This window comes from Rhodococcus sp. MEB064, from assembly GCF_000834565.1.
GTDB lineage: Bacteria > Actinomycetota > Actinomycetes > Mycobacteriales > Mycobacteriaceae > Rhodococcoides.
Window position 1 is genome coordinate 194,364 of the sequence record NZ_JXQS01000008.1, and the last position, 26,785, is coordinate 221,148.

General features: G+C 67.6%; 28 protein-coding genes. 17 read left to right on the top strand and 11 right to left on the bottom strand.

Annotation, left to right across the window (positions count from 1 at the left end; translation table 11 throughout):
* Positions 1-228 precede the first annotated feature (228 nt).
* The 5 genes from RU01_RS04180 (at position 229) to RU01_RS04200 (ending at position 6,188) form a co-directional block, all read left to right on the top strand.
* Complete coding sequence (locus RU01_RS04180; RefSeq protein ID WP_042573234.1) at positions 229-1,647, top strand: WS/DGAT/MGAT family O-acyltransferase; 1,419 nt, start codon at positions 229-231, stop codon at positions 1,645-1,647.
* Between the two features lie 37 nt (positions 1,648-1,684).
* The gene (locus RU01_RS04185; protein ID WP_042573235.1) at positions 1,685-2,221 is read left to right on the top strand and encodes a DUF6912 family protein; all 537 of its coding nucleotides are present in this window, start codon (positions 1,685-1,687) and stop codon (positions 2,219-2,221) included.
* A gap of 88 nt (positions 2,222-2,309) precedes the next feature.
* Positions 2,310-3,470, top strand: coding sequence for a ferredoxin reductase (locus tag RU01_RS04190; protein ID WP_042573380.1), 1,161 nt, complete (start codon positions 2,310-2,312; stop codon positions 3,468-3,470).
* 121 nt (positions 3,471-3,591) lie between these two features.
* Positions 3,592-4,857 (top strand): fatty acid desaturase family protein, encoded by a 1,266-nt coding sequence (locus RU01_RS04195; RefSeq protein ID WP_042573236.1) that lies wholly within the window; start codon positions 3,592-3,594, stop codon positions 4,855-4,857.
* 80 nt (positions 4,858-4,937) lie between these two features.
* Positions 4,938-6,188: a fatty acid desaturase family protein gene (locus RU01_RS04200; protein WP_042573237.1), complete on the top strand. Its 1,251-nt coding sequence runs from the start codon at positions 4,938-4,940 to the stop codon at positions 6,186-6,188.
* A 19-nt stretch (positions 6,189-6,207) separates the two neighbouring features.
* Here RU01_RS04200 and rsgA read toward each other — a convergent pair whose 3' ends face one another.
* The 3 genes from rsgA to RU01_RS04215 are packed head-to-tail and all read right to left on the bottom strand — an operon-like array spanning position 6,208 to position 8,987.
* Positions 6,208-7,185 carry a ribosome small subunit-dependent GTPase A gene (gene rsgA / locus RU01_RS04205; protein WP_042573238.1) on the bottom strand — a complete coding sequence of 326 codons (978 nt, stop codon included), beginning with the start codon at positions 7,183-7,185 and terminating at the stop codon, positions 6,208-6,210.
* Between the two features lie 8 nt (positions 7,186-7,193).
* Positions 7,194-8,477: a 3-phosphoshikimate 1-carboxyvinyltransferase gene (gene aroA, locus RU01_RS04210; protein ID WP_042573239.1), complete on the bottom strand. Its 1,284-nt coding sequence runs from the start codon at positions 8,475-8,477 to the stop codon at positions 7,194-7,196.
* 15 nt (positions 8,478-8,492) lie between these two features.
* Positions 8,493-8,987, bottom strand: coding sequence for an aminoacyl-tRNA deacylase (locus RU01_RS04215; protein ID WP_042573381.1), 495 nt, complete (start codon positions 8,985-8,987; stop codon positions 8,493-8,495).
* 435 nt (positions 8,988-9,422) lie between these two features.
* Here RU01_RS04215 and RU01_RS04220 point away from each other — a divergent pair, with 435 nt between their 5' ends.
* Positions 9,423-10,061, top strand: a complete 639-nt coding sequence (locus tag RU01_RS04220) for a sigma-70 family RNA polymerase sigma factor (RefSeq protein WP_042573382.1) — start codon at positions 9,423-9,425, stop codon at positions 10,059-10,061.
* Positions 10,058-10,327, top strand: a complete 270-nt coding sequence (gene rsrA, locus RU01_RS04225; RefSeq protein ID WP_042573240.1) for a mycothiol system anti-sigma-R factor — start codon at positions 10,058-10,060, stop codon at positions 10,325-10,327. Before RU01_RS04220 ends, rsrA begins: the two co-directional genes overlap by 4 nt.
* Positions 10,328-10,404: 77 nt before the next feature.
* On the opposite strand, the gene RU01_RS23520 is transcribed toward rsrA, so the two are convergent.
* Entirely contained in the window at positions 10,405-10,479 is a 75-nt protein-coding gene (locus RU01_RS23520; RefSeq protein WP_095413260.1) for a 50S ribosomal protein bL37, read from the bottom strand.
* A gap of 124 nt (positions 10,480-10,603) precedes the next feature.
* Between RU01_RS23520 and RU01_RS04230 the strand changes: the two genes are divergently transcribed.
* Both RU01_RS04230 and RU01_RS04235 read left to right on the top strand, forming a co-directional pair.
* Positions 10,604-10,819, top strand: a complete 216-nt coding sequence (locus tag RU01_RS04230; protein ID WP_042573241.1) for a biotin/lipoyl-binding carrier protein — start codon at positions 10,604-10,606, stop codon at positions 10,817-10,819.
* Between the two features lie 19 nt (positions 10,820-10,838).
* Positions 10,839-12,335 (top strand): sensor histidine kinase, encoded by a 1,497-nt coding sequence (locus tag RU01_RS04235; RefSeq protein WP_042573242.1) that lies wholly within the window; start codon positions 10,839-10,841, stop codon positions 12,333-12,335.
* 71 nt (positions 12,336-12,406) lie between these two features.
* On the opposite strand, the gene RU01_RS04240 is transcribed toward RU01_RS04235, so the two are convergent.
* Both RU01_RS04240 and RU01_RS04245 read right to left on the bottom strand, forming a co-directional pair.
* Positions 12,407-12,661 carry a WhiB family transcriptional regulator gene (locus RU01_RS04240; RefSeq protein ID WP_042573243.1) on the bottom strand — a complete coding sequence of 85 codons (255 nt, stop codon included), beginning with the start codon at positions 12,659-12,661 and terminating at the stop codon, positions 12,407-12,409.
* A 264-nt stretch (positions 12,662-12,925) separates the two neighbouring features.
* A complete protein-coding gene (locus tag RU01_RS04245) occupies positions 12,926-13,885 on the bottom strand; it encodes a diacylglycerol/lipid kinase family protein (RefSeq protein ID WP_042573244.1) in 960 nt (319 codons plus the stop codon).
* Between the two features lie 72 nt (positions 13,886-13,957).
* On the opposite strand from RU01_RS04245, the gene RU01_RS04250 reads away from it, so the two are divergent.
* Positions 13,958-14,377 carry a hypothetical protein gene (locus tag RU01_RS04250; protein ID WP_042573245.1) on the top strand — a complete coding sequence of 140 codons (420 nt, stop codon included), beginning with the start codon at positions 13,958-13,960 and terminating at the stop codon, positions 14,375-14,377.
* Between the two features lie 20 nt (positions 14,378-14,397).
* On the opposite strand, the gene RU01_RS04255 is transcribed toward RU01_RS04250, so the two are convergent.
* The gene (locus RU01_RS04255; protein ID WP_082042870.1) at positions 14,398-15,072 is read right to left on the bottom strand and encodes an acid phosphatase; all 675 of its coding nucleotides are present in this window, start codon (positions 15,070-15,072) and stop codon (positions 14,398-14,400) included.
* Between the two features lie 200 nt (positions 15,073-15,272).
* On the opposite strand from RU01_RS04255, the gene RU01_RS04260 reads away from it, so the two are divergent.
* Both RU01_RS04260 and RU01_RS04265 read left to right on the top strand, forming a co-directional pair.
* Complete coding sequence (locus RU01_RS04260) at positions 15,273-16,826, top strand: DHA2 family efflux MFS transporter permease subunit (protein ID WP_042573246.1); 1,554 nt, start codon at positions 15,273-15,275, stop codon at positions 16,824-16,826.
* Between the two features lie 96 nt (positions 16,827-16,922).
* A complete protein-coding gene (locus tag RU01_RS04265; RefSeq protein ID WP_042573247.1) occupies positions 16,923-17,717 on the top strand; it encodes a ParA family protein in 795 nt (264 codons plus the stop codon).
* A 4-nt stretch (positions 17,718-17,721) separates the two neighbouring features.
* Here the strand turns inward: RU01_RS04265 and RU01_RS04270 are convergent, their stop codons facing one another.
* Positions 17,722-18,954 carry an Rv3212 family protein gene (locus RU01_RS04270; RefSeq protein WP_042573248.1) on the bottom strand — a complete coding sequence of 411 codons (1,233 nt, stop codon included), beginning with the start codon at positions 18,952-18,954 and terminating at the stop codon, positions 17,722-17,724.
* Positions 18,955-18,967: 13 nt separating this feature from the next.
* Positions 18,968-20,578, bottom strand: a complete 1,611-nt coding sequence (locus RU01_RS04275) for a DEAD/DEAH box helicase (protein WP_231568592.1) — start codon at positions 20,576-20,578, stop codon at positions 18,968-18,970.
* A 389-nt stretch (positions 20,579-20,967) separates the two neighbouring features.
* Between RU01_RS04275 and RU01_RS04280 the strand changes: the two genes are divergently transcribed.
* Together RU01_RS04280 and RU01_RS04285 are read left to right on the top strand one after the other, a co-directional pair.
* On the top strand, positions 20,968-21,687 hold the full coding sequence (locus RU01_RS04280; protein ID WP_082042897.1) for a ferritin-like fold-containing protein: 720 nt from the start codon (positions 20,968-20,970) through the stop codon (positions 21,685-21,687).
* Positions 21,688-21,795: 108 nt separating this feature from the next.
* Entirely contained in the window at positions 21,796-22,029 is a 234-nt protein-coding gene (locus RU01_RS04285; protein ID WP_042573249.1) for a DUF3107 domain-containing protein, read from the top strand.
* 69 nt (positions 22,030-22,098) lie between these two features.
* Here RU01_RS04285 and RU01_RS04290 read toward each other — a convergent pair whose 3' ends face one another.
* Positions 22,099-22,800 (bottom strand): TetR/AcrR family transcriptional regulator, encoded by a 702-nt coding sequence (locus tag RU01_RS04290; RefSeq protein ID WP_042573386.1) that lies wholly within the window; start codon positions 22,798-22,800, stop codon positions 22,099-22,101.
* Positions 22,801-22,948: 148 nt separating this feature from the next.
* Between RU01_RS04290 and RU01_RS04295 the strand changes: the two genes are divergently transcribed.
* The 3 genes from RU01_RS04295 to RU01_RS04305 all read left to right on the top strand — a co-directional run bounded on the left by RU01_RS04295 (position 22,949) and on the right by RU01_RS04305 (position 26,091).
* The gene (locus RU01_RS04295; RefSeq protein WP_042573250.1) at positions 22,949-23,962 is read left to right on the top strand and encodes a DUF3152 domain-containing protein; all 1,014 of its coding nucleotides are present in this window, start codon (positions 22,949-22,951) and stop codon (positions 23,960-23,962) included.
* Positions 23,963-23,964: 2 nt separating this feature from the next.
* Positions 23,965-25,155: a molybdopterin-synthase adenylyltransferase MoeB gene (gene moeB / locus RU01_RS04300; RefSeq protein ID WP_042573387.1), complete on the top strand. Its 1,191-nt coding sequence runs from the start codon at positions 23,965-23,967 to the stop codon at positions 25,153-25,155.
* Between the two features lie 81 nt (positions 25,156-25,236).
* Positions 25,237-26,091, top strand: a complete 855-nt coding sequence (locus RU01_RS04305; RefSeq protein WP_042573388.1) for a TIGR02569 family protein — start codon at positions 25,237-25,239, stop codon at positions 26,089-26,091.
* 17 nt (positions 26,092-26,108) lie between these two features.
* Here the strand turns inward: RU01_RS04305 and RU01_RS04310 are convergent, their stop codons facing one another.
* Complete coding sequence (locus RU01_RS04310; RefSeq protein ID WP_042573251.1) at positions 26,109-26,774, bottom strand: FadR/GntR family transcriptional regulator; 666 nt, start codon at positions 26,772-26,774, stop codon at positions 26,109-26,111.
* Positions 26,775-26,785 lie beyond the last annotated feature (11 nt).

Consider the following 26,785-nt stretch of genomic DNA (forward strand, 5'->3'; position numbering starts at 1 on the left):
GTGCGGAGTGAGCGTCCTGCCGGGGAGTTTCACACGCGGAGAACACGAGTCGGTCTTGCGCGGACAACGCGGTGACGGGTCACAGCGAGCGTTCCTGCACGGAGGGGAATGTCCGGCTGTCGGCCGGAACCGACACACCGGGACGAACGTCGGCGATCGTGGTCGGTGTCGACGGTCGACGCCGTGCGAGACTGATGACGTCGCAGTCGAACAGAGGGGATTCGTGCGTTGGCCACCAGACTCACCACTCAGGACGCGTCGTTCTACTTCCTCGAGGCCAGCACGACTCCGATGCACGTGGGGTCGCTCGCCATCTTCCGGCTCCCGCGAGGGGGATTCAGTTACGACGAGTTGCTGAGCCTGGTCGAGAGCCGGCTCGCCCTGGTCCCGCGGTACCGACAGAAGGTGCGCGAGGTGGCACTCGGCCTGGCGCGTCCCGTCTGGGTCGACGACCGCGACTTCGACATCACGTACCACATCCGCCGGTCCGCGCTTCCGAAGCCGGGATCGACGGAACAGCTGCACGATCTGGTCGCGCGACTGACGTCGCGACCGCTCGATCGCACACGCCCGCTGTGGGAGATGTACCTCGTCGAGGGCCTCGCCCGTAATCGATTCGCCATCTTCACCAAGTCGCACTCGTCGATCGTCGACGGGGACAAGGCCCTCGAGATCAGCCAGGTCATTCTCGACGCCACCAAGGCGCCGACACCGATGGCCGAGGAACTGTGGATGCCCGCGCGGGAGCCGTCCGAGAAGGCTCTGGTCGCGCAGGCTCTCGCCGAGATGGTGTCGCGGCCGGGAGAAGGCGTCGAGGCTGTACGAGGAGCGGTAGGCGACGTCACGCGAGCTGCGGGCGATGCCGTGCGCGCGGCGGGCAAGTTCGCCGCTGTCGTGCGAAGCGCGGCCCAGACCGCTCCCACCAGTCCGCTCAACACGACGATCTCTCGCAACCGTCGCTACTCCGTCGCCAAGACGGACCTCGACGACTATCGGCTGGTGCGCTCCAGGTTCGGCGGGACGGTCAACGACGTGGTGCTGACCGTGGTGTCCGGGGCGCTGCGCAACTGGTTGCTCTCCCGCGGTGAGCCGATCGGTCCGTACACGACGGTGCGCGCGATGGTTCCGCTGTCCGTGCACTCCGCGGCGTCGGAACAGGCGGGGGACGTTCCGCCGAACGAGGTGGAGTCGTTCCTGATCGACCTTCCCGTCGGGGAGCCCAACGCGGTGGTGCGCCTCTCGCACGTCTCGCACGCGACCGAGGCCCATCTTGGACCGAGCCGTGGGGTGACGGCGTCGACGTTGATCACTCTCTCGGGCTTCGCGCCCGCCACGCTGCATGCCATGGGTGCACGAGTGGGGTCGTCGCTCTCCCAGCGCATGTTCAACATCATCGTCACCAACGCGCCGGGTCCGCAGTTCCCGCTGTACGCGGGCGGAGCGCGGATGCTGGAGATGTATCCGGTGCCCCCGCTGGTACGCAACCAGGCCCTGAGTATCGGCTTGACCTCGTACGACGGCAACGTCTATTACGGTGTGAACGCGGACCGGGCGGCGATGCCCGACATCGACGTGGTCACCACGTTGCTGCACGAAGCGCTCGAGGAACTGCTCGACGCGGCGCGGGACGGCAAGAGCGTCAGGTAGGCACGGTCGACCGGCGACGACGAGGAAAGAGGCGCACGTGAGGGTGTTCGTTCCGGCGACGATGCGGATGTTGCAGACGTTGATCGACGAGGGGGAGTTCTCGCCCGTCAGTCGCACCGCGTTCGCGGTCACCCCGGCGCTGCGCGAGGCGTACTCGGCCGGTGACGACGACGAACTCGCCGACGTCGCGCTGCGGGAAGCGGCCCGCGCATCGCTCCGTCTGATCGGTAGTGAGCCCGGAAGCGACGACGTCGACGTCGAGGACAGTGAGGTGTCCGATGCCACTCCGATGTCCCGCCGAGTCGTCATCACCGCGGACATCGATCCGGTGACCCTGCGCCCCGACCTCGACGACGCGGTGGTGAGACTCCCGGAGCCGTTGTCGTTGACGCAGGTCGCCTCCGTGCACGTCGACCTCGCCGGGGCGGAGAGTGCCGTCGATGCGGCGGTGGCGGCAGTCGATGCTGCCGACCTCGGTGACCCCGACGCGGAATTCGTTCTCGGCGACATCGAGGACCACGAACTCGCCTGGTACGCGCCTCAGGAGATACCGTTCCTCCTGGAACTGCTCTGAAAATACCGCCCGTCTGCGCGTACACGTCTGTACGCCGGTGAAAGCGGTTGCTGTGCAGCGAGATCGGCTCGAGAATGGGATGTGGGTCATGGCTTTCGATGCGAAGAAGTTCAGTGCGAAGAACTTCAAGGGCAGAAGCGTCAAGGAATGGCTGGAGGCGCCGGCCGCCTCCGTGTCGTCGCCGCGGCGCCCGTCGCTCAACGTCGTGCGCGGTGCGGTCGCTCGCATCACGACGCCCCTCATTCCCGACGACTACCTGCATCTGGCGAACCCACTGTGGTCGGCGCGCGAGCTGCGCGGACGCATCGTGCGGATCGAGAAGGTCACGGGCGACTCCGCCACCATCGTCATCAAGCCCGGGTGGGGCTTCGACTTCGACTACAAGCCCGGCCAGTACATCGGCATCGGCCTGCACGTGGACGGTCGCTGGCACTGGAGGTCGTACTCGTTGACGTCCGCTCCGGACTGGAACGACAAGCAGATCTCCATCGCGGTGAAGGCGATGCCCGAGGGCTTCCTGTCCTCGCACCTCGTCGGCGGCGTGCCGTCGGGCACCATCGTCAGACTGGCGGCGCCGAAGGGCAACTTCGCGCTCCCGGAGCCCCCGCCTCGCAAGCTCCTGTTCGTCACCGCGGGTAGTGGGATCACGCCGATCATCGGCATGCTGCGAAGCCTCGACTCGCGCGGGACCATGCCGGACGTCGTTCACGTGCACTCTGCGCCGACTGCGGACGACGTCATGTTCGCATCGGAGCTGGCGGCTCTGGATGCGAAGTACGACTCGGTGACGTCCCACATCCAGCTGACCCGCTCGGACGGGAAGTTCGATCTCACCTCTCTCGACGAGCACTACCCGGACTGGCGTGAGCGCCAGACGTGGGCGTGCGGCCCGGCCGCGATGCTCGACGACGTCGAGAACGTGTGGAAGAACGCCGGCATCGCGGACAATCTGCATACCGAGCGGTTCGAGATCGTGCGTACCGGTGCGTCCACCGAGGGAGGAACCGTCACGTTCTCGGTGTCCGACCGTTCGGTAGCGGTCGACGGGGCGACCACATTGCTCGAAGCCGGTGAGAAGGCCGGGGTGCGAATGCCTTTCGGCTGCCGCATGGGCATCTGCCAGACGTGCGTCGTCTCGCTCACCGACGGACACGTCCGCGATCTGAGGTCGGGTAAGGAACATTCGCACGGCGAGCGGATCCAGACATGCATCTCCGCGGCGGCGGGGGATTGCACGCTGGAAATGTGATCGGGGCCGCTCGGCGTACTCACCGGCTTCACAGGCGGTTCCGCTATTGTCGAAATGCCTGCCCCGCCGGAACTGCTCGGCGTGCGGCACGGGCACACGCCTATTTGGGGAGTAGACCAGTATGGCCATCACGGACATCTTGGAATTCGCACACCTGACCGACGAGGACATCGAGTCCCTCGGCCGAGAGCTCGACTCCATCCGTCGGGACGTCGAGGAGAGCCGCGGCCGCAAGGACGCGGAGTACATCCGGCGGACCATCGCGCTGCAGCGTGCCCTCGAGGTCGGCGGACGTCTGGCGATCATGGGCTCGAAGTGGCGCTCCGCCTCCCTCGTCGGAGCCGGCCTGTTGGCTGCCAGCAAGATCATCGAGAACATGGAACTGGGCCACAACGTGTCCCACGGCCAGTGGGACTGGATGAACGACCCGGAGATCCATTCCACGTCGTGGGAGTGGGACCAGACAGGTCCGTCCGCGCACTGGAAGCGCGCCCACAACTACTCGCACCACACGTACACCAACATCGTCGGCATGGACCACGATGTGGGCTTCGGGATCCTGCGGATGACGCGCGACGAGAAGTGGAAGCCGCGCAATCTGTTCCAGCCGCTGGGCAACCTGGTGCTGGCACTCACGTTCGAGTGGGGGATCGCGCTGCACGATCTCGATGCCGCGAAGCTCGAGGCCGGCGTGCCCGCGACGCAGCTGCTCTCGGAGCCCAACAAGGAGTTCGCGCGCAAGGTCGCGTCGCAGGTCGGCAAGGATTTCGTGTTCTTCCCGCTGCTCGCCGGACCGGCGTGGCGACGCGCGCTCGGCGCGAATCTGACCGCCAACGTCGTCCGCAACCTCTGGGCCTACGCGGTGATCTTCTGCGGTCACTTCCCGGACGGCGCGGAGAAGTTCACGATGGGCCAGTTCGAGACGGAGACTCACGAGGAGTGGTACCTGCGCCAGATGCTGGGCAGCGCCAACTTCACGGCGGGCCCGACCATGGCGTTCATGAGCGGCAACCTCTGCTACCAGATCGAACATCACCTGTTCCCCGACCTGCCCAGCAACCGATATGCCGAGGTCTCGGTACGGGTACGGGCGTTGTGCGACAAGTACGACCTGCCGTACACCACGGGACATTTGGCCACCCAGTACTGGAAGGCGCTGCGCACCATCTTCAAGCTGTCGCTTCCGGACCAGCTGCTCCGACGCACGTCGGACGATGCGCCGGAGACCAGCTCGGAGCGCCGATTCCAGGGTGACGGCTCGTCGGTCGTCGACCGGGTCCGGTTCGATTCCGTGACCGGACGCAAGCGTGGATTGCGCTCCGCACTGCACGAAGCGCGGCTCGAAGCACGTCAGGCAGTGAAGCGGGTCACAGATACGAGTGCGTAACCTACGGATGCGTAACTTCCGGTAAGGTAACAACGGTCAGGCCCGCACGGGCATCGACCACCTGCCGAGGAGTCATCTGCATGGCCATTTCCGATGTCAAGGAATATGCCCACCTCACAGAGGCCGACGTCGAGGCGCTGGGTCATGAACTCGACGCGCTGCGGCGCGAGATCGAGGAGTCGCGCGGCGAGAAGGATGCGCGGTACATCCGCAACACAATCCGCTTCCAGCGCACCCTCGAAGCCGTCGGCCGCACGACCATGCTCGCGAGCAACAACCGCGTGGCCTGGTGGGCCGGCAGCGCGATGCTCGGAGTCTCCAAGATCGTCGAGAACATGGAGCTCGGCCACAACGTCATGCACGGTCAGTGGGACTGGATGAACGATCCGGAGATCCACTCGACCTCGTGGGAGTGGGACAACACCGGTCCGTCCGAGCACTGGAAGCAGACCCACAACTACATCCATCACAAGTACACCAACGTGCTGGGCATGGATGACGACGTGGGCTACGGCCTCATCCGCGTGACGCGTGACCGCAAGTGGGTCCCGTTCAACGCCGGCAACCTCGTCTACAACACGCTGCTGATGCTCCTGTTCGAGTACGGCGTCGCCGTGCAGCACCTCGAACTGGGCAAGGCCGTGAAAGGCCGTGTGCCCAAGGAAGAGACGCAGCGCAAGCTGCGTGAGGTCGGCGAGAAGGTCGGCCGGCAGATGCTCAAGGACTACGCGATCACACCGGCGATCACCTCGCTGTCACCGGCCGCGTCCTACCGGAAGACGTTGACCGCCAACATCATGGCGAACGTCATCCGCAACATCTGGACCAATGCCGTCATCTTCTGCGGACACTTCCCGGACGGTGCGGAGAAGTTCACCCGCCACGATCTGCAGGACGAGACGCAGGGGCAGTGGTACCTCCGTCAGATGTTGGGCAGCGCCAACTTCCACGCCGGACCGACCATGGCCTTCATGTCGGGCAACCTCTGCTACCAGATCGAGCACCACGTGTTCCCCGATCTGCCCAGCAACCGTCTCGCTGCCATCAGCGTGCGGGTGCGGGAACTCTGCGAGAAGTACGACTTGCCGTACACCACAGGGCCTTTCCTGGCGCAGTACGGCAAGTCCTGGCGCACCATCGCGAAGCTGTCGCTTCCGGACAAGTACCTCAAGGCGACGGCCGACGACGCGCCGGAGACGGCGTCGGAACGTAAGTTCGGCGGCAACGTCACCTCGACGGTCGACCCGGTGACCGGTCGCCGCTCGGGTCTGCTGAGCGCGATCAAGCAGGGTAAGGGCGGCAAGGGCCTCCGAAAGATGTTCGCCCGCTGATAGTTCGAGAGGGGCTCCGTCAGTAGGAGTCGTTCGACATCACGGCAACCAACAGCAGGCGGACCGCGGCGACGCGGTTCGCCTGCTGTCCTGTCAGGGCATCGAGTGCGCACTCCGGGTCTGCGGGCGGGCCGAGATGAGTGCAGCCGCGTGGGCAGTCCTCGATGGATTCGGCCAGGTCCGAGAAGGCCGCGACCACGTCCTCCGGGGAGATGTGGGCGAGCCCGAAGGACCGGATGCCGGGGGTGTCGATCACCCAGCCGCCGCCCGGAAGATGAAGCGAGACGGACTGAGTCGACGTGTGTCGACCTTTTCCGACTCCCGAGACGATGCCCACCGCACGATGTGCCTCCGGCACCAGTCGGTTGACCAACGTCGACTTGCCGACGCCGGAATGGCCGATCAGCGCGGACATGTTCCCGCCGATCATCGCGAGCAGGTCGTCCAGGGGACGATCACGACCGACCAGCACCACCGGCACGTCCAGATCCGCGAAGACCGCGGAGAACTCTTCCGACGGCGCGAGATCGTCCTTCGTCAGGCACAGGACGGGGCGTAGTCCGCCGACGAACGCCGCCACCATCGCCCGTTCGACGAAACCCGAGCGCGGCGGGGGGTCCGCGAGCGCGACGACGATGAGAAGCTGATCGGCGTTGGCGACGACCACTCTCTCGTACGGGTCCGTGTCGTCGGCGGTGCGCCGCAACACCGTCCGGCGTTCGTCGACACGGACGATGCGCGCCAGAGCGTCGACGCGGCCGGACACGTCGCCGACGACACCGACGGCGTCCCCGACCACGATCGGCGTCCTGCCCAGCTCGCGGGCTCGCATCGCGACGACGAGCCGGTCGGGATCGTTGTCGATGACGCAGCCCCATCGACCGCGGTCCACGGAGACCACCATGGCGTCGGACGCGTCGGCGTGCGTGGGGCGGGTCTTGGTGCGTGGACGAGTGCCCTTACCGGGCCGGACGCGGACGTCGGACTCGTCGTACACCCGGCGGATCAGCGGGCATCACCCGTCAGCATGGCGTCCCACAGACCGGCGAAGTCGGGGAGCGTCTTGGCGGTGGAGTCGATGTCGTCCACCGTGATTCCCTCCACGGCGAGACCCACCACCGCTCCGGCCGTCGCCATGCGGTGATCGGCGTATGCACGCCACGGGCCGCCTCGCATCGGCGCCGGTTCGATCCGGAGCCCGTCGTCGGTTTCGGAGATGCCGCATCCGAATGACCCCAGTTCCGCGGTGAGTGCGGCCAGACGGTCCGTCTCGTGACCACGCAGGTGCGCGATGCCGCGCAGACGCGACGGCGAGTCGGCGAGCGCAGCCATCGCGGCGACGGTCGGGGTGAGCTCGCCGATGTCGTGAAGGTCGACGTCGATGCCGCGCAGGGACGCCGGTCCCCGCGCGGTCAGAGCGGTGTCCGTCAAGGTCACCTCGGCTCCCATCTCGGACAGGATGTGGCGGAACGCGTCCCCGGGTTGCGTGGTGCGCGCCGGCCACCGCGGGATGCGGACCTCTCCACCGGTCACCGCGGCGGCGGCCAGGAACGGCGTCGCGTTCGACAGATCGGGCTCGATCGCGCGGTCGACCGGTGCGACGACTCCCGGATACACACGCCAGGTGTTCGCGACACCGCTGTCTGCCGGAGTGTCGACACGGATGCCGCTCTCGCGCAGCATCTCGACGGTCATGTCGATGTGCGGCATGGACGGCACCGGGGCGCCGATGTGCTCGATGGTGAGCCCCTCCTCGAACTGTGCGGCCGAGAGCAGGAGACCCGAGACGAACTGGGAGGAACCCGACGCGTCGAGCTGGACGGTTCCTCCGCGGACCGACCCGGTCCCGTCGACGACGAACGGCAGCCGATCGCCGTCGACGGCGACTCCGACAGCGCGCAGGGCATCGAGAATGGTCTGTTGCGGGCGGGTGCGCGCGTGCGCATCACCGTCGAAGCGCGAGCGGCCCGGGGACAGCGCCGCGAGCGGGGGGACGAACCGCATGACGGTGCCGGCCAGACCGCAGTCGACGTCGCCGCCGCGGCGTGGACCAGGGGAGACCAGCACGGTCGTGCCGTCGTCGCCGGTGGGTTCGACGGTGGTGCCGAGAGTGCGGAGTGCCTCGATCATGAGGTCGGTGTCCCGGCTGCGCAGTGCACCGGTGACGGTGGACGGACCGCTCGCCAGCGCCGCGAGGACGAACGCGCGGTTGGTGATCGACTTCGAGCCCGGCAGCGCCACGGTCGCTCGAACGGGGTGGGGCGAGGTCGGGGCAGTCCAGGGCGTCACGTGCTCAGTCTCTCATCACCCGTGTCGGCGGATGTCCGCGACAGTGGCCCCGGTCGCCCTGATCAGATCCTCGGGAGAGAGTTCGATCTCCAGGCCGCGTCGGCCACCACTGCAGAACACCCGCGGATGGGCCAGTGCGGAGGCGTCCACGACGGTCGGAAGAGTCGACTTCTGGCCCAGTGGTGACACACCGCCTATGACGTACCCGGTCGATCGCCGCACCGCGGCGGGATCGGCCATGGCCACCTTGCTCCATCCCAGCGCGGCGGCGACGGCCTTGGGCGCGAGCATGCTCGGCACCGGCACCACTGCGACGGCCAACGACGGTCCGGCAGCGACCACCAACGTCTTGAAGACCTGTTCGGCGGTGAGGTCGAACCGGGCCGACAGGGCGTCCACGGCCTCGTCGCCGTAGGCGGTGGACCCGCGGTCGTGGGTGTACGTGTGCACGACGAACTCGATCCCGAGTGTCGTGAGTGCTGTCGTTGCCGGTGTCGCCGTACCTGCCACGTCGCCGATTCCTTTCCTGCCCTGCCGCCCGGCCATCCCCCGCGAGTACGTCCGAAGTGTCGTCCGCACGCGGCGTGTCCACAGCATTCTGGACGTACTCGCGGGGGGAATGCGCGAGGGGAGAGCAGGGGGACGACGCGGGGCCGGGAACAGGACGGAGCGGACCGTGGTTGCAGCGGAGACGAGGACGGCAGGACGAGAACGCCGTCGGTCGAGCGAGGAGGACGTGTGAACGTCGTTGCACCCGTGCGCCCGGGGGTCGAGAGTCACTCGACGGTGCTGACGAATGTGGTGATCATCCCACCGGTAAAGTGGACGTCCGACGACGGTTCACCTGCCGCTGTCGCCACCGTCCGTGGACGGGACACGAGAGGGGCCAGCGTGACCGATCAGCCACACTCCGAACACCCCACGACCGGCACCACGACAGGCGCGGTGGATCCGGCCATCCTCGAGACCGAGGACGGGATCCGCTCGCGCGAGAACGCCGCGGACCTGACGGCACGGTTCGAGCGCGACGCGCTCCCGATGCTGGATCAGCTCTACGGCGCAGCGCTGCGTATGACACGCAACCCGTCCGACGCCGAGGACCTGGTGCAGGAGACGTACGTCAAGGCGTACACGGCGTTCAAGAGCTTCCGCGAGGGCACCAACCTCAAGGCGTGGCTCTACCGCATCCTCACCAACACCTACATCAACTCGTACCGCAAGAAGCAGCGGCAGCCGGCGCAGTACCCGACCGACGAGATCACCGACTGGCAGCTCGCCGCCACGGCGGAGCACACGTCGACCGGTCTGCGCTCGGCCGAGGTCGAGGCGTTGGACGCTCTGCCGGACGACGACATCAAGGCTGCTCTGCAAGCACTCCCGGAGGAATTCCGGATGGCCGTGTACTACGCGGACGTCGAGGGGTTCCCGTACAAGGAGATCGCCGAGATCATGGGCACTCCCATCGGCACTGTCATGTCGCGGTTGCACCGCGGACGCAAGCAACTGCGCGGTGAGCTGGCGGAGGTCGCGCGTGATCGCGGCTTCAACCGGTCGGCCGTCGCCACCGAGGAGGTCGTGCGATGAGTGGGGATCAGTTCGAGGATCTGGACTGCTCGGCGGTCATCGCCGACGTGTGGACTCTGCTGGACAACGAGTGCGACGAGGCCAGCCGTCTGCGTGTCCAGCACCACCTGGACAGCTGCGGATCATGCCTCGCCCAGTACGGCATCGAGGAGAAGATCAAGTCGATGATCAACCGGAAGTGCGGCGGGGAGCGCGCACCGGACGGTCTTCGAGAGCGTCTGACGCTCGAGATCCGACGATCCGTCACCATCTCCACGGAGGACTGACGCACCGTCCGACCACAGACACGACGAGGGCCGAATCGCACTGCGATTCGGCCCTCGTCGTGTTCGGTCACTCGCCGTCAGGCGTTGGGACGCTTGCCGTGGTTGGCCTTGTTTCCCTTGCGACTGCGCTTCTTACGTCCTCGCTTGCCCATGGTTGATCTCCTTCCTGTTCCACCCAGTTTCTCACGTGTGGTTGGCTGTATGTCCAGCGGCCGTGCACGAGCGCGGGTCGGCGTCGGTTGCGGCCGACGCGTGCGAGCGCAGAGGGGGATCGTGATGGCCGAGGACGTGCGGGCAGAGATGGTGTCGACGGTGTTCCAGGTCGTGGTGGCCGAGGGCGACCACGTGAACGAGGGCGATGCCGTCGTCGTGCTCGAGTCGATGAAGATGGAGATCCCCGTCCTGGCCGAATCGGCCGGGGTGATCACGTCGATCGACGTGTCCGTCGGCGACGTGATCCAGCAGGGCGATCTGATCGCCGTCATCTCCTGAGCCGTACCGGGCTACCGCCGTGTCCACCCTGTCGGAGATGCTCGCCGACCACACCGAACTTCCCGGCGAGGCCGTCGATCACCTGCAGCGGGTAGTGGGGGAATGGCAACTTCTCGCGGACACCTCGTTCGCCGACCTGTTGCTGTGGGTGCCGTCGGATCGATCCGACGGTCGCGCACCGGCGATCCTGTGTGTCGCCCAGTGCCGGCCCACCACCGCCCCGACGTACATTCCGGTGGACAAGGTCGGCGCGGTGGTCGGTGAGACGGAACATCCCGAGGTGGCCGAGTGCCTGCGCACCGACTCCATCGTGCGTGGGGGCGGCCGTCGGCAGGATCAGCACAGCCCTCCCCACGACGCGGTCCCGGTGCGGGTGGCCGGGTGTGTCGTCGCCGTCCTGACCCGCGATTCCGCCCCGGTGTCACGAAGGCCTCCCAGCCTGCTGGAGGCGGCGTACCGCGACTGCGCTCACCATCTGTGCGACATGATCGCCGAGGGGTCGTTCCCCACCCCGTCGGAGAAGACCGACGTCAACTCGAGTCCGCGTGTCGGCGACGGGTTCATCCGACTCGACACGGCCGGCATCGTCACCTACGCGAGCCCCAACGCGGTGTCGGCGTATCACCGGATGGGATTGACGGCCGACCTCCCGGGGCACGATCTCGCCGCGTCCACTCGCGCACTGGTGACGGACCCGTTCGACGCCGAGGAGATCGCGTCCACCATCGCGGACGCGGTCACGGCGTCCGGCGGTCGGCGCATGGAGGTCGATGCCCGCGGTGCGACCGTGCTGATGCGGACGTTGGCGTTGCAACCTGCCGGGAGGTCCGTCGGTGCCCTGGTGTTGGTGCGTGACGTGACGGAAGTGAAGCGACGGGACCGCGCGCTGCTGAGCAAGGATGCGACCATTCGCGAGATCCACCACCGGGTGAAGAACAATCTGCAGACTGTCGCCGCTCTGCTGCGGTTACAGGCTCGCCGAACGGAGAACGACGAGGCCAAGGTCGCGTTGACCGAATCGGTGCGCCGAGTCACCTCGATCGCGCTGGTGCACGACGTGCTGTCGAACGCGGTGGACGAGGTCGTCGATCTCGACGAGGTGGTGGATCGTCTGGTGCCGGTCATGGTCGATGTCGGGTCTCTGTCCGCCGATGTGACCGTGCGGAGAGAGGGAAGCCTGGGCGTCTTCCCTGCCGAGCGTGCGACTCCGTTGGTCATGGTGTTGACCGAGTTGGTCCAGAACTCACTGGAGCACGGATTCGATCCGGGATCGACAGGGCGCGTGACCATCCGCTCAACCAGGTCGTCGCGAACCCTCGATGTCGTTGTGCGGGACGACGGGAAGGGTGTGCCGGACGGTTTCGACCCGTCGTCGTCCGGTCGACTCGGCCTGCAGATCGTCTCGACCTTGGTGGCGGTCGAACTGAAGGGCACGATCACCGTGGTGCCGGCACCCGGTGGTGGCACCGATGCGATGTTGCAGGTGCCTCTCGGTCGACGCGAACGCCGTTCCTGACGTACCCCGGACACACAAAAGGCCCGGCACCTCGTAGGTGCCGGGCCTGCGTGCGTCTGTCGAACTATGAATCAGACAGCGGAGCGAGCGCGCGTCCGTGCGTTACGACGCTTCAGAGCACGACGCTCGTCCTCGCTCATCCCGCCCCAGACTCCTGCGTCCTGGCCTGATTCGAGAGCCCAGGTGAGGCAGTCCGCGGTGACGGGGCACCGGTTGCACACCACCTTGGCATCGGCGATCTGTGCAAGGGCCGGGCCGCTGTTTCCCACCGGGAAGAACAGTTCCGGATCCTCGTCGCGACAGATAGCCTTATGGCGCCAATCCATCCTCTTACTCCTTACTGAGCGCACGTGTGCGCTGTCGAATCGTTCACGCCGGATGTGGTCCCGGTCCGTGAGCTTGTTGTGTGCAGTTCGTGTGCGCGGCAATCATTGTTTCCGCACTGTTACTTGTGAATGCTTTCACGAACCAACGGAAAGTCAAGAGATAACACGGGCGGGGTGGTCAAGCTCACTGGAACCGATTTGGATCCCGTACCACTTTCTGGTACCCGCCGCCAGAGACGTGAAACACACTTTCGCGGACGGGTGTCACACGGATCGTGCGGGAGCCACCACGTCGAGTGCATCCGGTGCCGAGGCGAAGAGGACGTCGGTGCGTTCCCCCAGGTAGTCCCCGTCCACTTGCAGACCGGTGGGTTCGGAGCACCGTACGCGGACCCACGCCACGTCGTCCTCCCGGAGGAGGGCCGGTGATCGCGGGTCGGAGGACGCCGACAGCATCTTCGCGACCACTCGCAGCGATGTGACCACTTTTGTCGACCGCATCGCGAATACGCCGAGACCGCCGTCGAACGTGGTGTCCGGATTGGTATGAACGGGCCGATCCTCGAGGAATGTCCACGGGTCCGAGTTGGAGACGAAGGCGTAATGCACACCGTCCGAGACGACTCCTGTATCCGTTTCCACGGTCAAGACCGGGTCGCGTCTCTTGCGACGGAAGAATGTCCGAAGTGCGGTCCGCACGTAGCGCGCCGGCGTCACGACGTCGCCGCTCGTGCGCCCGTCGTCGATCGCCTCGCACACGTCGGCGTCGAGCCCGAGCCCCGCGTTGAAGGTGAACCAGCGCTTGTCGCAGTGGCCCAGTCCGATCCGGCGATGGGTGCCCGACTCGATCAGGTCGATCAGTTGATTCGTGGCCTCGACCGGGTCCTTGGAGATGCCCAGCGACCGGGCGAAGACGTTCGCCGACCCGCCGGGAACCACGGCGAGCAGCGGCACCGGACCCACGGTCACCGATTGCATGGAGGTGGGCGCCGGGGTACCGAGCAGGCCGTTGACGACTTCGTTGACCGTCCCGTCGCCGCCGTGGACGATCACCAGATCGATCCCGGAACGACGTGCCTCGGTGGCGACCTCGCTGGCGTGACCGCGATGGGTCGTGTGCAGCACGCTGAGCGAGACCCTGCTCGACAGGGCGTGCGCGACCAGGTCGCGGCCTGCTGCGGTGGTGGAGGTGGCGTTGGGGTTGACGATCAGGATGGCTCGCACGATCGTCCAGACTAGACGCGGGAACGGACGGCTCGACGCTGTCGACGTCGAACGGGTGTGCTCTAGGGTGGCCTGGTGCGTCTTTCGCTACCCGAATCCGGAGTACCGGCACCGATCCGCGTCGCCGGTCTGTTGGTGTCCGTCCAGGGCGCCATCGCCGTGGTCGTGGCCGTCGTGCTGCTCGTTCGTGGTGTCGCGGGCGCCGACGAGAGCGTCGTCAACGGCTTCGGTAGTGCCATCTGGTTCGCCGCGCTCGGAGCCGCGGTGACCACCGGGGGAGTCGCGCTGGTGCTCGGTCACCGGTGGGGCCGCGCGATCGCCATCGTCTCGCAGCTCCTGCTGCTGCCGGTCGTCTGGTCGCTGTTGACGGATTCGGACAGGCCCGTTCTGGGGACGCTCCTCGGAATCGTCGTGTTGACCGTTCTCGGGTGTCTGTTCAGCGGACCGGCCACGCGGTGGTTGGCCGACGAGTACGTCGACACCGACGACTGAGCGAGAACGAGTGCGCCGTGTCAGCTGCCGGCGTCGACGTTGTGCGTGTGTACCTGCCGGAACTCGTGTTCGTAGCCGAGGACGCTGAATCCCGCCGGCGCCATGGCGAAACGCTTCCCCTCGGTCACCGGCTGTTCTATCCACCGGGCGATCACCGCGCGGGAGAAATGGCCGTGTCCGACGAGGACGACGTCCCGGTCGGCGAGCGTGGGAACCACGACGGACAGCACCAGATCGGCTCGCGCCGACACCGCGTCGATCGTCTCGCCGCCGGGACACGGATGGGTCCACACCGTCCAGTGCGGCGTGGTCTCCCTGATCTGGGGTGTGGTCAGCCCCTCGTAGTCGCCGTAGTCCCATTCCACCAGCGCGTCCCATTCACGGTCGACCGAGAGCCCGGCGAGTTCCGCCGTCCGCTGCGCGCGCGAGCGAGGGCTGCTGACCACCAACGGTCGGTGCAGGCCGAGCGCGGCGATGCGTGATCCGGCCGATCGAGCCTGATCCTCGCCCAGAGCCGTGAGCGGGATGTCCGTCGACCCCGTGTGACGCCCGCTCGCTGCCCATTCCGTCTGTCCGTGGCGCAGGAGAACGAGTCGCGCCTGCGTCCGCTGCCGCGTGCCGGAGGCCTCCGGCACGGAACCTTCGGTGGGTGTGGTCCTGGGTGACGGTGAGTCCGGTCCCGCTGTGGCAGCCATGGACGAATCATGCTCTGCCCGGTGCGCCGGCCGGTGACCGAGGTCTCCCGGAAACGACTGGTGGTCGGGTTCGCCCGGGGTGTTTACTTCTCTGGTCCGTTTCGTCACGCGCGCGGCGAGTCCTGCGTGCACCGGACCGAGCGGACCGGCCGAACCGGCGCCGCGACCGCGTTCGACGAAGCACTACCGGGAGACATCGCATGAGTAGCCAGAGCACAGAACCGTCACCGACGCCGGACGGTCCCGCGGTAGCGGAGAACGGTCTGGACGCCGCCGTCCTGAAGATCGCCGCCGTCATCGTCATCGGCGCGATCATGTCCATCCTCGACGTCACCGTCGTGAGCGTCGCTCTGCCCACGTTCGCCTTCGAGTTCCAGACGTCCTACGCCAACGTTGCGTGGACGATGACCGGCTACACGCTGGCGCTGGCCACGGTCATTCCTCTGACCGGGTGGGCGGCCGATCGCTTCGGCACCAAGCGGCTCTACATCCTCGCGCTGGTGCTGTTCGTCGCCGGGTCGATGCTGTGCAGCATCGCGTGGGACATCACCTCGCTGATCGTGTTCCGCGTGCTCCAGGGCTTCGGTGGCGGCATGCTGATGCCCCTGGGTATGACGATCCTGACCCGCGCGGCAGGGCCCGAGCGGATCGGCCGCGTCATGGCCGTGCTCGGCGTTCCCATGCTTCTGGGTCCCATCGCCGGACCGATCCTCGGCGGATGGCTCATCGACGCCGCGAGCTGGCACTGGATCTTCCTGATCAACGTCCCGATCGGCGCGATCGCCCTGGTGGCAGCGTGGAAGATCCTGCCCAAGGATGCTCCCGAGCCGTCCCAGTCCTTCGACTTCACCGGAATGCTGCTGCTCTCGCCGGGTCTCGCGCTGTTCCTGTTCGGGGTGTCGTCAATTCCCGAGTCCGGAACCGTGATGTCGGCGCGCGTGTTGGTCTCGGCGGCCGTGGGCCTGCTCCTGGTGGCTCTCTTCGTGCGGCACGCCCTGCGCACCGAGCACCCGCTGATCGATCTGAGGCTCTTCGCCAACCGGCATCTGAGCGTCGCCGTCATCGCCATGAGCCTGTTCGCGATCGCATTCTTCGGCGCCGGACTGATCTTCCCCAGCTACTTCCTGCAGGTTCGCGGCGAGACCACGCTGATGGCCGGGCTTCTCCTCGCCCCGCAGGGCTTGGGCGCCATGGTCTCCATGCCGATCGCCGGTCAGCTCGCCGACAAGATCGGACCCGGCAAGATCGTCGTCGCCGGCATGGTGTTCGTGACCGCGGGCATGGCCGTCTTCACGCAGGTGGGCGCCTCGACGTCCTACGTGGTGCTGCTCGGCGCACTGTTCGTCATGGGCCTCGGTCTCGGCGCGACGATGATGCCGATCATGACCGCTGCGCTGCAGACGCTCGACGACGCGTCCGTCGCTCGTGGGTCGTCGCTGATGAACATCATCCAGCAGTCGGCCGGGTCGATCGGTACCGCTGTCATCTCCGTCGTCCTGACCAATCAGCTCCTCGATCGCGCAGCGGCCGGTCCGGCCATTGCCGCGCAGAGCGATCCGGCCATCGCGGCCCAGCTTCCGCCGGGCGCGGTCGACACCGGACTGGCGCAGGCAGCCGACGCGTTCGGTGGGACGTTCCTGGTGGCCACCATCATCGTGGCGTTCACGTTCATCCCGGCTCTGATGTTGCCGCGCAAGAAGTTCCAGGCCGTAGCCAGCGGAGACAAGGCCGCTCGCGGAGCGATGCTGCACTGATTCGGCACCCTCGTGCACGAGGTTCGGCCCGGTGCGGCATCACGCCACGCCGGGCCGAACGTCGCTCGAACCACCCGGTGATGCCAAGATCGTGGGGTGACGACGATCCTGGCAGTGGCCAATCAGAAGGGTGGCGTCGCCAAGACGACCACCGTGGCATCGCTGGGAGCGGCACTCGTCGCTCTGGGCCGACGAGTACTCGTGGTCGATCTCGACCCGCAGGGCAGCCTCACGTTCTCGTTGGGCCACAACCCGGACAAGCTCGAATCCTCGGTCCACGAGGTGCTGACCGCCGGTAGCTCGGTGACCGAGGCGATTCTGAGCACCGACGAGGGCGTCGACCTACTGCCGGCGACGATCGACCTGGCCGGCGCCGAGGCTCTGCTGCTGATGCGGCCCGGTCGGGAGTACACGCTGAAGCGGGCACTGGCTCCGGTGCTCGAGAACTACGACGTCGTCGTGCTCGACTGCCCGCCGTCGCTGGGAGTGTTGACTCTCAACGGGTTGACTGCCGCGTCGAGCGTACTGATCCCGTTGCAATGCGAGACGTTGGCACACCGCGGTGTGGGCCAGTTGCTGCGTACGGTCAGCGAGGTGCAGCAGATCACCAACCCCGATCTGACCCTGCTGGGAGCGCTCGCGACGCTCTACGACGCTCGGACGACACACAGCAGGGACGTCCTCGCCGATGTCTCCGGGCGGTACGACATCCCGGTCCTGGCCCCGCCCATCCCACGGACCGTGCGCTTCGCCGAGGCGTCCGCATCCGGCACGTCCGTCATCGCAGGACGCAAGAACAAAGGCGCACAGGCGTACCGGGAGCTCGCGGACAATCTTGCTGCCCACTGGTCCGACGGTGCGGCGCTGCGGACGTACGTCGCCGACGAGTGACAGGTCAGCCGAGCGCGACCGTCTCGGAGCCGCGATGCTCGAACACCCGCGTGCCGACGACGGAGATCGCCACCGGACCGGTGTAGTCGGCTCGGTCCACCGCGAGAGTGCGTGACGCTACGCCGGTGGCGGGATCGACCACGGCGAGCCCACCCGGCACCGGGACGAGAAGCTGCCCGGCCATGACGGCGCCCGCACCGAGGGTTCCCGCGATGCTCCATCGTTGCGTGAGATCCGTCTGGGTGAAACCGACGGTCGAATCGCCGGTCCACCACGAGATCACCGAGCCGGTGCGGACGACGTCGGACGAGACGGTGGCGTCCGACGGTGTGGTGACCGGGACGGAGACCGCCTGCGCGGACGTGAAGTTGGCCGATCCGTCGAACAGGGCGACGCGTGCGACCTCCGCACCGGACGCCGGCAGGTACACGGCCAGCCGGTCACCCACCACCGCGAGGACGCGGGCGGTCGAGGCGTCGTCGGGAACGTCGGCGAGAATCGTGGACCCGTACACGTCGGGGACGGTGCTGTCCTTCGGCGCAGGATTCATCGACGTCAGACGCAGCCCCTTCTCACCGGGGCACCGTTCGAGGACGGCCATCCGGGTGCTCGCGGACGCGCTGGAGACCAGCGTGCACCCGACGCGCGGCTGGTCGCGAGGATTGACGGGAGCGTCGACCCGGCCGTACTCGAGGGTGCGCACCAGATCCGACCGCCACACCTCGAGCCGAGTGGAGCCCAGCTCGGTCACGTAGGTGCCGTCGAAGGACAGCCGCACGGGATCGTCGGCGTCGTTGGTGCGCTGGTCCTCGCGGGCCCCGGTCGACCCGTCGAGTTCGGTCACCTGGCCGCACCCGCGGTCGTCCCGGAACACCGACACCGCGGCGTCCCAGGCGCTGACGACCGAGCACAGCTCGACGTCACGCGTGTACGCCCACGACTGCGTGCCCGTCGCAGGGTCCAGTCCGCGCACCGAGTGGTCGTCGGTGACGACGACGGCGCCACCCGCGGTGACGGGCGCACCCGAACCTGCGTCGGACGACCGCCAGAGTTCGGACAGCGAGTCCGGGACCGACAGCGCCGACGCCGGTGGGGCGAGCGGGCTGTCGGCCACATCGGACGTGGTTCCCCGTGCATCACTGCGAGCCCAGATCACCGTGGCGACGAGCACCACGACGACCAGGATGACCGCAGCGGCGATCACGTCGGCGCGGGAACGCCGTTCAGGAGCGAGCACGTGGGGCGGAGATTCAGTCGGTGGCCGACGCGGACGACGACGCCTGTGCCGACGAGCCTGCATCCGACGCGTGCGCAGCGGAACCGGCGGACGAGCGGCGACGGCGGCGACGACGAGGCCGGTCCGACGGGGCGGATCCGTCCGAGGCATCGGGACCGGTCTTGGGCGCTGCCGACGTGCTGTCCGACGTTGTCGACGCCGAGGTGGAGGCGTCCGCGGTGCCGCCGCGGGTGCGACGACGCGAACGGTCGCGGCGAGACGACGAGGTCGACTCGGCAGCGTCCGAGGTGCCACCGGACTCGACGCTCGTCGACGCACCGTTGTCGGACGACGTGGCGGGGGCCTTCTTCGGCTTCGCGATGCTGCCCGTGGTGCCGCGGGGGATGCTCAGCTCCGAGTACAGGTGATCCGAACTCGAGTACGTCTCGACCGGATCGGGCATGTCGAGGCCGAGGGCCTTGTCGATCAGCTGCCAACGAGGAATGTCGTCCCAGTCGACCAGCGTGACGGCGATACCCGTGCGACCGGCGCGGCCCGTACGACCGATGCGGTGGACGTAGGTCTTCTCGTCCTCCGGGCACTGGTAGTTGATGACGTGTGTGACGTCGTCGATGTCGATGCCGCGGGCCGCGACGTCGGTGGCGACGAGGACGTCGATCTTGCCGTTGCGGAACGAGTTCAGCGACTTCTCGCGCGCCACCTGTCCCAGGTCACCGTGAACGGCTCCCACCGCGAAACCACGCTCGGCGAGATCGTCGGCGACCTTCTGGGCCGTGCGCTTGGTCCGGGTGAAGATCATCGTCGCGCCGCGGCCGTCGGCCTGCAGGACACGGGCGACCATCTCGGCCTTGTCCAACGCATGCGCGCGGTAGACGTGCTGAGCGGTGCGCTCGTGGATCGCGGAGGACTCCGCTTCCTCGGCGCGGATGTGGGTGGGCTGCGTCAGGAAGGTGCGAGCGAGGGTGATGATCGGGCCCGGCATCGTCGCGGAGAACAACATCGTCTGACGCTTGTCCGGCACCATGCTCATCAGACGCTCGATGTCCGGCAGGAAGCCCAGGTCGAGCATCTCGTCGGCTTCGTCGAGGACGAGGACGCCGACCTTGCCGAGGACGAGGTGGCCCTGCTTGGCCAGGTCGAGCAGGCGGCCGGGCGTGCCGACGACGACGTCGACGCCGGACTGCAGCGTGGCGATCTGTGCTTCGTACGGACGTCCGCCGTAGATCGACATGACCTTCACGCGCCCGTTGGCGGAGTGCAGATGCTTGGAGGCGTTCTCGAGGTCGGAGGTGACCTGGACGCAGAGTTCGCGCGTGGGGACGATGACCAGCGCGCGCGGCGTGCCGTCGAGGGTCGTGGTGCCCGAACCGTCGGCCGGACCCGTCGCCAGGCGGTGCAGCAGCGGCACGCCGAAGCCGAAGGTCTTGCCCATGCCGGTGCGCGCCTGACCGATGAGGTCGTCGCCGGCCAGGGCCAGGGGAAGAGTCAGCTCCTGGATGGCGAAGGTGCGCTCGATGCCGATGTCGTTCAGACCCCGCACGATCTCGGGGTGGACGCCCAGCTCGGCGAAGGTCGGGGGAGTGTGGGTCGTGTCCAGGATCGCCGACACGGTGGTCTCTGCCACGGCGTCGTCTTCATGGTCGACAGTGATCTTGCTCAGTGTTTCGGCCTTTCTCGTATCCGTTGCCTCGCACGCACGACGAGGGCCAGGCCGATCGACGGCCGATGCCCTCGAATTCGCCGTCAGGCTGCCGCCTGCGTCGGCCGGCGATGCGGCGACACGATCGGCGGCAGACACGAATCAGGTGCGCGCACAATGTCATGAGCACGCTGCCGCGAATCGAAGGCGGCTGTGGCGACGAACGACCGTCGCCACGAGTCGGGCCGGAATCGGCCTCGACAAGCGAGCTCTCGGGCGATTCTACCTGGTCGGGCACCGAGCGCTCGGATCGTCTCCGCGCAGGCCCGTCGCGGACGCCCGTGGATGCGTCGACGACGGTAGTCTCGGCAGTCATGTCAGTGAACTCGGATCGTCCGTCCCCCACCCCCGAGGCGGCCCCGGCGCTGTCCGGCGATCCGTCGACCACGGTGCCCCCCGACCACCCCGGAATCGTGAGTCTTCTCGGCGTCCTCGCCTACGGTGAGATCTCCGCCTTCTACCGTCTCGTCGACGACGCCCGGATGGCGCCGACACTGGGTGACCGCATCGCGATGGCGAGCATGGCGGCCGCGGAGATGAACCACTTCGAGGTGCTCGAGGCCGCGCTGCGCGAGCGGGGACGCGACGTCCTGTCCGTCACCGAACCGTTCTCCGCCGCGCTCGACGCCTATCACGCGTCGACCCTGCCCTCGACGTGGATGGAGGTCCTGGTCAAGACCTACGTCGCCGACGGTCTGGCAGCGGACTTCTATCGCGAGATCGCGCACAGCCTGCCGTCCGACGTCGCCTCGACGGTCCGTGACGTGCTCGCCGAGACGGGCCACTCCGAATTCGTCGTCACCGAGGTGTTGGCGCGGGTGGCAGCCAGCTCGGCCGACAAGGATCGGTTGATGTTGTGGGGCAGAAGGCTTCTGGGGGAGGCCATCACGCAGGCGCAGTTCGTGCTGGCGCAGCGCGAGGAACTGACCGAGCTGGTCATGACGGCGTCCGGCGACTTCAACGGCATCGTCGCGCTCTTCGATCGGATGCAGATCCGTCACTCCGAGAGGATGGCCACGCTCGGACTCGTCTGACGCGTGCCTGTTCGCTGTGGGCGTGTGTGCCGCGGCCTCCCCGGCCGCCGGTGCTGCACTAGCCTGGAACGGACAGCAGGTTCGTGACAACGTTTTCGGAGGTCGACCGTGGAGGTCAAGATCGGAATTTCGGACAGCCCACGGGAACTGGTGGTCAACAGCGCGCAGACTCCCGAGGAAGTCGAGTCGCTCGTGTCCGCAGCGTTCGGCGGTGAGGGTGTTCTGTCCCTGGTGGACGAGAAGGGACGCAAGTTCCTGGTTCCCGCCGGGAAGCTGGCGTACGTCGAGATCGGCCCGTCCGACAGTCGACGCGTCGGATTCGCGTCGTCCGGTCGCGCCTGACGCCACTCGTTCACGCACGGACGGCCCCGCACTCGCGAGTGCGGGGCCGTCGGCGTATCCGGCTACGGGTTACTGGGACTGCAGGGGGACGTGCGACAAGCCGCCCCAGGCGAGGGTCACGGTGGTGTCCACCGCTTCCTCCTTGGTGATGGGGCGGTCGGCTTCGAGCCAGTAGCGCGCGGTGAACTGGCTGGTGCCCACCAGGCCGACGGCAAGGATGCGGGCCCGGTGCGGGTCCAGGCCCGAGTCGTGGCTGACCAGGTCGAAGACGGCGTCGACGCAGGCTTCCGTCGCCTGGTCGACGCGGCTCTGCACCTGCGGGTCACCCATCAGGTCGGACTCGAAGACGAGCCGGAATCCTTGGCTGTCGTTGTCGACGAAGTCGTAGAACGCCAGGACGGCCGCTCGCACACGCTTGTGGTTGTCCGTCGTCGATCGCAGGGCCTGGCGCAGGCCGGAGATGAGGCTGTCGACGTAGTTCTGGAGAACCGCGACGTACAGATCCAGCTTTCCGGGGAAGTGCTGGTACAGAACGGGTTTGCTCACCCCGGCGCACTCGGCGATCTCGTCCATACCGGCGGAGTGGTACCCGCGGGCGACGAAGATCTCGCTCGCCGCGGCGAGCAGCTGGGCGCGACGGGCATCACGGGGGAGCCGAGCACTGCGTCGACCACCGTTCGTCGGCGGCGTGCCGCTCGCGGATCTACTGCCCCCCGAAGTGCCACCTGTCGAGTTGCCCACGGAGGAGCTGCGGTCGGTGACGTCAGTCATGTGGTTCTTCTGTCCCATCCGCCGCTGTACCGGTGGACGAGGATCACTCAGGCATCGGAATTAACGCGGCATGTCGTACTGCAGATCGTGACGACGATACCCCGGCGCGCCGAGCCAGGGCCGCAGACGCGTGTGAGAACCTGGATCCGTGAACGACCGACGGCAGCCGCAGCGAGAGTCCGAGGCGCGTGACGACCGCGCCCGACGGTCGCATCAGCCGTTGCGGGCGCAGTGGGATCCCACCGCTGTGGACCCGTCCCGGCAGCGCCCCGCGCGGCCGGAGCGCAGTGCGCGCAAGCGCAGTCGCCTCGGCCGCTTCACCGCCACGTACGGATGGCGCGCGTACGCGATTCCCGTCCTGGCGGTGGTCACGATCCTGGTCGTCGTCGATGCGATCCGCGATCCCGGCACCGCGATCTCCACCGATTCCGCTCCCGGGTTCCCCGCTCTGAGCAACACCTCGGACGGCACCGGCGTCATCGGCGTACCGCCCGCCGCGGACGGCAACTTCGCCGAGACCGTGCCGTCCGGCCAGCTCCCGGACGGTGGTCAGTTCGCGGTGCAGGGAGCGGGAACGTGGCGTGTGGTGCCGGGAACCACCGATCAGGTGGGTCAGGGCACGGAGCGGACGTTCACGTACTCCGTGGAGATCGAGGACGGCGTAGACACGACAGGCTTCGGCGGGGACGAGTCGTTCGGCCGCCTGGTCGATCAGACCCTGGGTAACCCCAAGAGCTGGACCAACGACCAGCGGTTCGCGTTCCGACGCGTCGACACCGGTGATCCCGACTTCCGCGTGTCCCTGACCTCGCAGCTGACCATCCGCGACGCGTGCGGGTACGACATCCAGCTCGAGGTGTCCTGCTACAACCCCGGCATCGGACGCGTGGTGCTCAACGAGCCGCGCTGGGTGCGCGGCGCGGTGGCGTTCCAGGGCGACATCGGGTCCTACCGGCAGTACCAGATCAACCACGAGGTCGGCCACGCCATCGGCTACCAGGCCCACCAACCGTGCGAGACGGACGGCGGTCTGGCGCCGATCATGATGCAGCAGACGTTCGGAACGGCGAACGACGACATCGCCGTTCTCGACCCCGAAGGTGTGGTTCCGATGGACGGCAAGACCTGTCGCTTCAACCCGTGGCCCTATCCGAGGGCGTGACCGTGCCGTCACGTCCCCGCGAGCTCGCACCGCTGGTCCATCCGGGACCGGAGCTCTCCCGTGAGCAGGTGGCCCGCTACAGCCGTCACCTCCTGCTGCCCGACGTGGGTGTCCTCGGACAGCGCCGCCTGAGGAACGCTCGGATCCTCGTGGTCGGCGCCGGCGGGCTCGGCTCCCCGGTCCTGCTCTACCTCGCGTCCGCGGGTGTCGGCACGCTGGGGATCGTCGAATTCGACGAGGTGGATGCGTCCAACCTGCAGCGCCAGATCATCCACGGCGAAGCGGACATCGGGCGGTCCAAGGCCCAGAGCGCCCGCGAGTCCATCGCCGCGGTGGATTCGACGATCGAGGTGCGGATGCATCAGGTCAGACTCGAACCGCGCAACGCGGTCAACATCTTCCGGCAGTACGACCTCGTGGTCGACGGCACCGACAACTTCGCGACGCGGTACCTGGTGAACGATGCCGCCGCCGTGGCCGGCGTGCCGTACGTGTGGGGGTCGATCTACCGCTTCGACGGGCAGATCTCCGTCTTCTGGGACGCCGCTCCCGGCGGGAGGGGGGTGGACTACCGGGATCTGTATCCGGATCCCCCCGAGCCGGGGACGGTGCCGTCGTGTTCGGAAGCGGGTGTGCTGGGAGTCCTGTGCGGCGTGGTCGGATCGATCATGGCGACGGAGGCCGTCAAACTGGTCACGGGCATGGGGGACACGCTGCTCGGCCGTCTCCTGATCTACGACGCCCGCACGATGACCTTCCGCACCGTGACGCTGCGGCGTGATCCGTCCCGCGTGCCCGTCACCGCGGTGGAGTCCGACTACGAGGTCTCCTGCGGCGTGATCAGCCCCGCCCCGGCGGTGGTCTCCGTCGACGGCGATCTCGATCCTGTGCAGGTCCGTGCGCTGCTCGACGGCTCCGGCCCCGTCTCCTTGATCGATGTCCGCGACCCGGTCGAGTGGGACATCGTCCATCTCGACGGCGCGTCGCTGATCCCGCTCGCCGATATCCTGCGCGGCGATGCGATGACGTCGCTCCCACAGGATCGACCGGTCGTCCTCTACTGCAAGACCGGCATACGGTCCGCGGAGGCATTGGTCGCACTGCGCGCGGCGGGCATGACCGATGTGCACCATCTGCGCGGTGGCATCGAGGCATGGACACGCGACGTGGATCCGTCGCTCCCGACGTACTGAACGCTCGGACGCGCCGAACACCGGGCGGACACGCTCGGCGGGGAGAGAAACCGACCCGCCGACGGCGGTACGGTGGCCGTCATGACTTCGGCGGAACCTCCCCAGCACGTCATCGGAACGTTCGGCCTGCGCGATGTGTCGCCGGTGGCACTCGGTGCGGACTGGGACGGAGGATGGCGCCTCGGTGACGTGGTGCTCTCGCCGGTGGCCGACCACGCCCGCGGTGCGTGGTCGGCGAAGGTCCGCGAAACCCTTGCGGTGGAAGGTGTTCGGCTGGCGCACCCGGTCCGCTCGACCGACGGCAGGTACGTCGTGTCGGGGTGGCGCGCGGACACCTACATCGAGGGGGTCCCCGAACCACGCCACGACGAGGTGGTGTCCCTGGCGACCCGGTTGCACGTCGCGACGTCTCAGCTCGAGAAGCCTCGGTTCCTGACCCAGGCTCCGGTTGCGCCCTGGACGGACGTCGACGTGTTCGCCGCCGCCGACCGCGCGGCGTGGGAGACGGTCCCGTTCCGCTCGGCGCGTGCCGGGGGAGCGATCGAACCGACCTCGACCGACGGACTCCGCAGCATCGAGATCATCGGCCAATTGGCGACGCTGCGTCGCCCCGTCGAGTCCCCGGACCAGCTCGTGCACGGAGATCTGTTCGGCACGGTCCTGTTCGACGGCGTCCAGGCGCCGGGGATCACCGACATCACCCCGTACTGGCGTCCCGCGTCCTGGGCTGCCGCGGTCGTCGTCGTCGACGCGTTGTCGTGGGGCGGTGCGGACGACGGACTGATCGGCCGGTGGGACGATATGCCGGAATGGCCACAGATGTTGTTGCGCGCCGTCATGTTCCGGCTCGCCGTGCACGCTCTGCACCCACGATCCACCGCGGAGGCGTTCCCCGGCCTGGCGCGGACGGCGGACCTGATCCGACTCATCCTGTAGCGGCGGGGCGGCTCCGATCAGTCGGCGCCGTCGGCGGCCAGCACCGTGAAGAAGCATCGCGCGGCGGTGGCCGCTGCATCGGCGTCGCCGGCCACGACCGCGTGGACCAGTGCCGCGTGCTCGTCGTGGAAGGCGCGATCGGAGCCGGCGCTGTGGTCGACGATGGTCTCCTCGATGCTCGGCAACAGGAAGTCGTAGACCTCGAGGTAGATGCTGTTGTGGCTCGCGGCGACGATGGCGCGGTGAAGTGCGACGTCGAGATGCAGTGCCTGCGTACGGTCGACGTCCCACAACTGCGTGCGGCGGGCCAGCGTGTCCTGGAGAATTCGGACGTCGTCGTCCGTGCGCCGCTCGGCCGCCAGCGTCGCGGCGGTGGTGTCCAGAGCCCGGCGCAGTTCGAACACGTCGCGTCGCCGCGCCGAGGAGAAGTACTTCCCCATGGCGGACGGGACGTCGGAGGATGCGGTGACGTAGGTTCCGGAGCCCTGTCGCCTCTCCAGCATCCCGGCGTGAACCAAGGCCTGGACGGCCTCGCGGACAGTGTTGCGCCCGGTTCCGGTGAGTTCGGTGAGTTCGGGTTCGGTGGGAATCCTGGCGCCGACGGGCCAGTTCCCGGACTCGATCTCGCCGCGGAGCTGGTCGGTGACCTGGCCGATCAGGCTCTGTCGTCGAACAGGTTGCACGTCGGTTCTTC

What these genes read in the sequence shown, in the direction of transcription:
- RU01_RS04195 (WP_042573236.1), top strand. Translation starts at nt 3,592, where the DNA reads ATGGCCATCACGGACATCTTGGAATTCGCACACCTGACCGACGAGGAC.
- RU01_RS04190 (WP_042573380.1), top strand. Translation starts at nt 2,310, where the DNA reads ATGGCTTTCGATGCGAAGAAGTTCAGTGCGAAGAACTTCAAGGGCAGA.
- RU01_RS04200 (WP_042573237.1), top strand. Translation starts at nt 4,938, where the DNA reads ATGGCCATTTCCGATGTCAAGGAATATGCCCACCTCACAGAGGCCGAC.
- RU01_RS04290 (WP_042573386.1), bottom strand. Translation starts at nt 22,800, where the DNA reads ATGACTGACGTCACCGACCGCAGCTCCTCCGTGGGCAACTCGACAGGT.
- RU01_RS04255 (WP_082042870.1), bottom strand. Translation starts at nt 15,072, where the DNA reads ATGGCTGCCACAGCGGGACCGGACTCACCGTCACCCAGGACCACACCC.
- rsrA (WP_042573240.1), top strand. Translation starts at nt 10,058, where the DNA reads ATGAGTGGGGATCAGTTCGAGGATCTGGACTGCTCGGCGGTCATCGCC.
- RU01_RS04280 (WP_082042897.1), top strand. Translation starts at nt 20,968, where the DNA reads ATGTCAGTGAACTCGGATCGTCCGTCCCCCACCCCCGAGGCGGCCCCG.
- RU01_RS04230 (WP_042573241.1), top strand. Translation starts at nt 10,604, where the DNA reads ATGGCCGAGGACGTGCGGGCAGAGATGGTGTCGACGGTGTTCCAGGTC.
- RU01_RS04260 (WP_042573246.1), top strand. Translation starts at nt 15,273, where the DNA reads ATGAGTAGCCAGAGCACAGAACCGTCACCGACGCCGGACGGTCCCGCG.
- RU01_RS04305 (WP_042573388.1), top strand. Translation starts at nt 25,237, where the DNA reads ATGACTTCGGCGGAACCTCCCCAGCACGTCATCGGAACGTTCGGCCTG.
- RU01_RS04240 (WP_042573243.1), bottom strand. Translation starts at nt 12,661, where the DNA reads ATGGATTGGCGCCATAAGGCTATCTGTCGCGACGAGGATCCGGAACTG.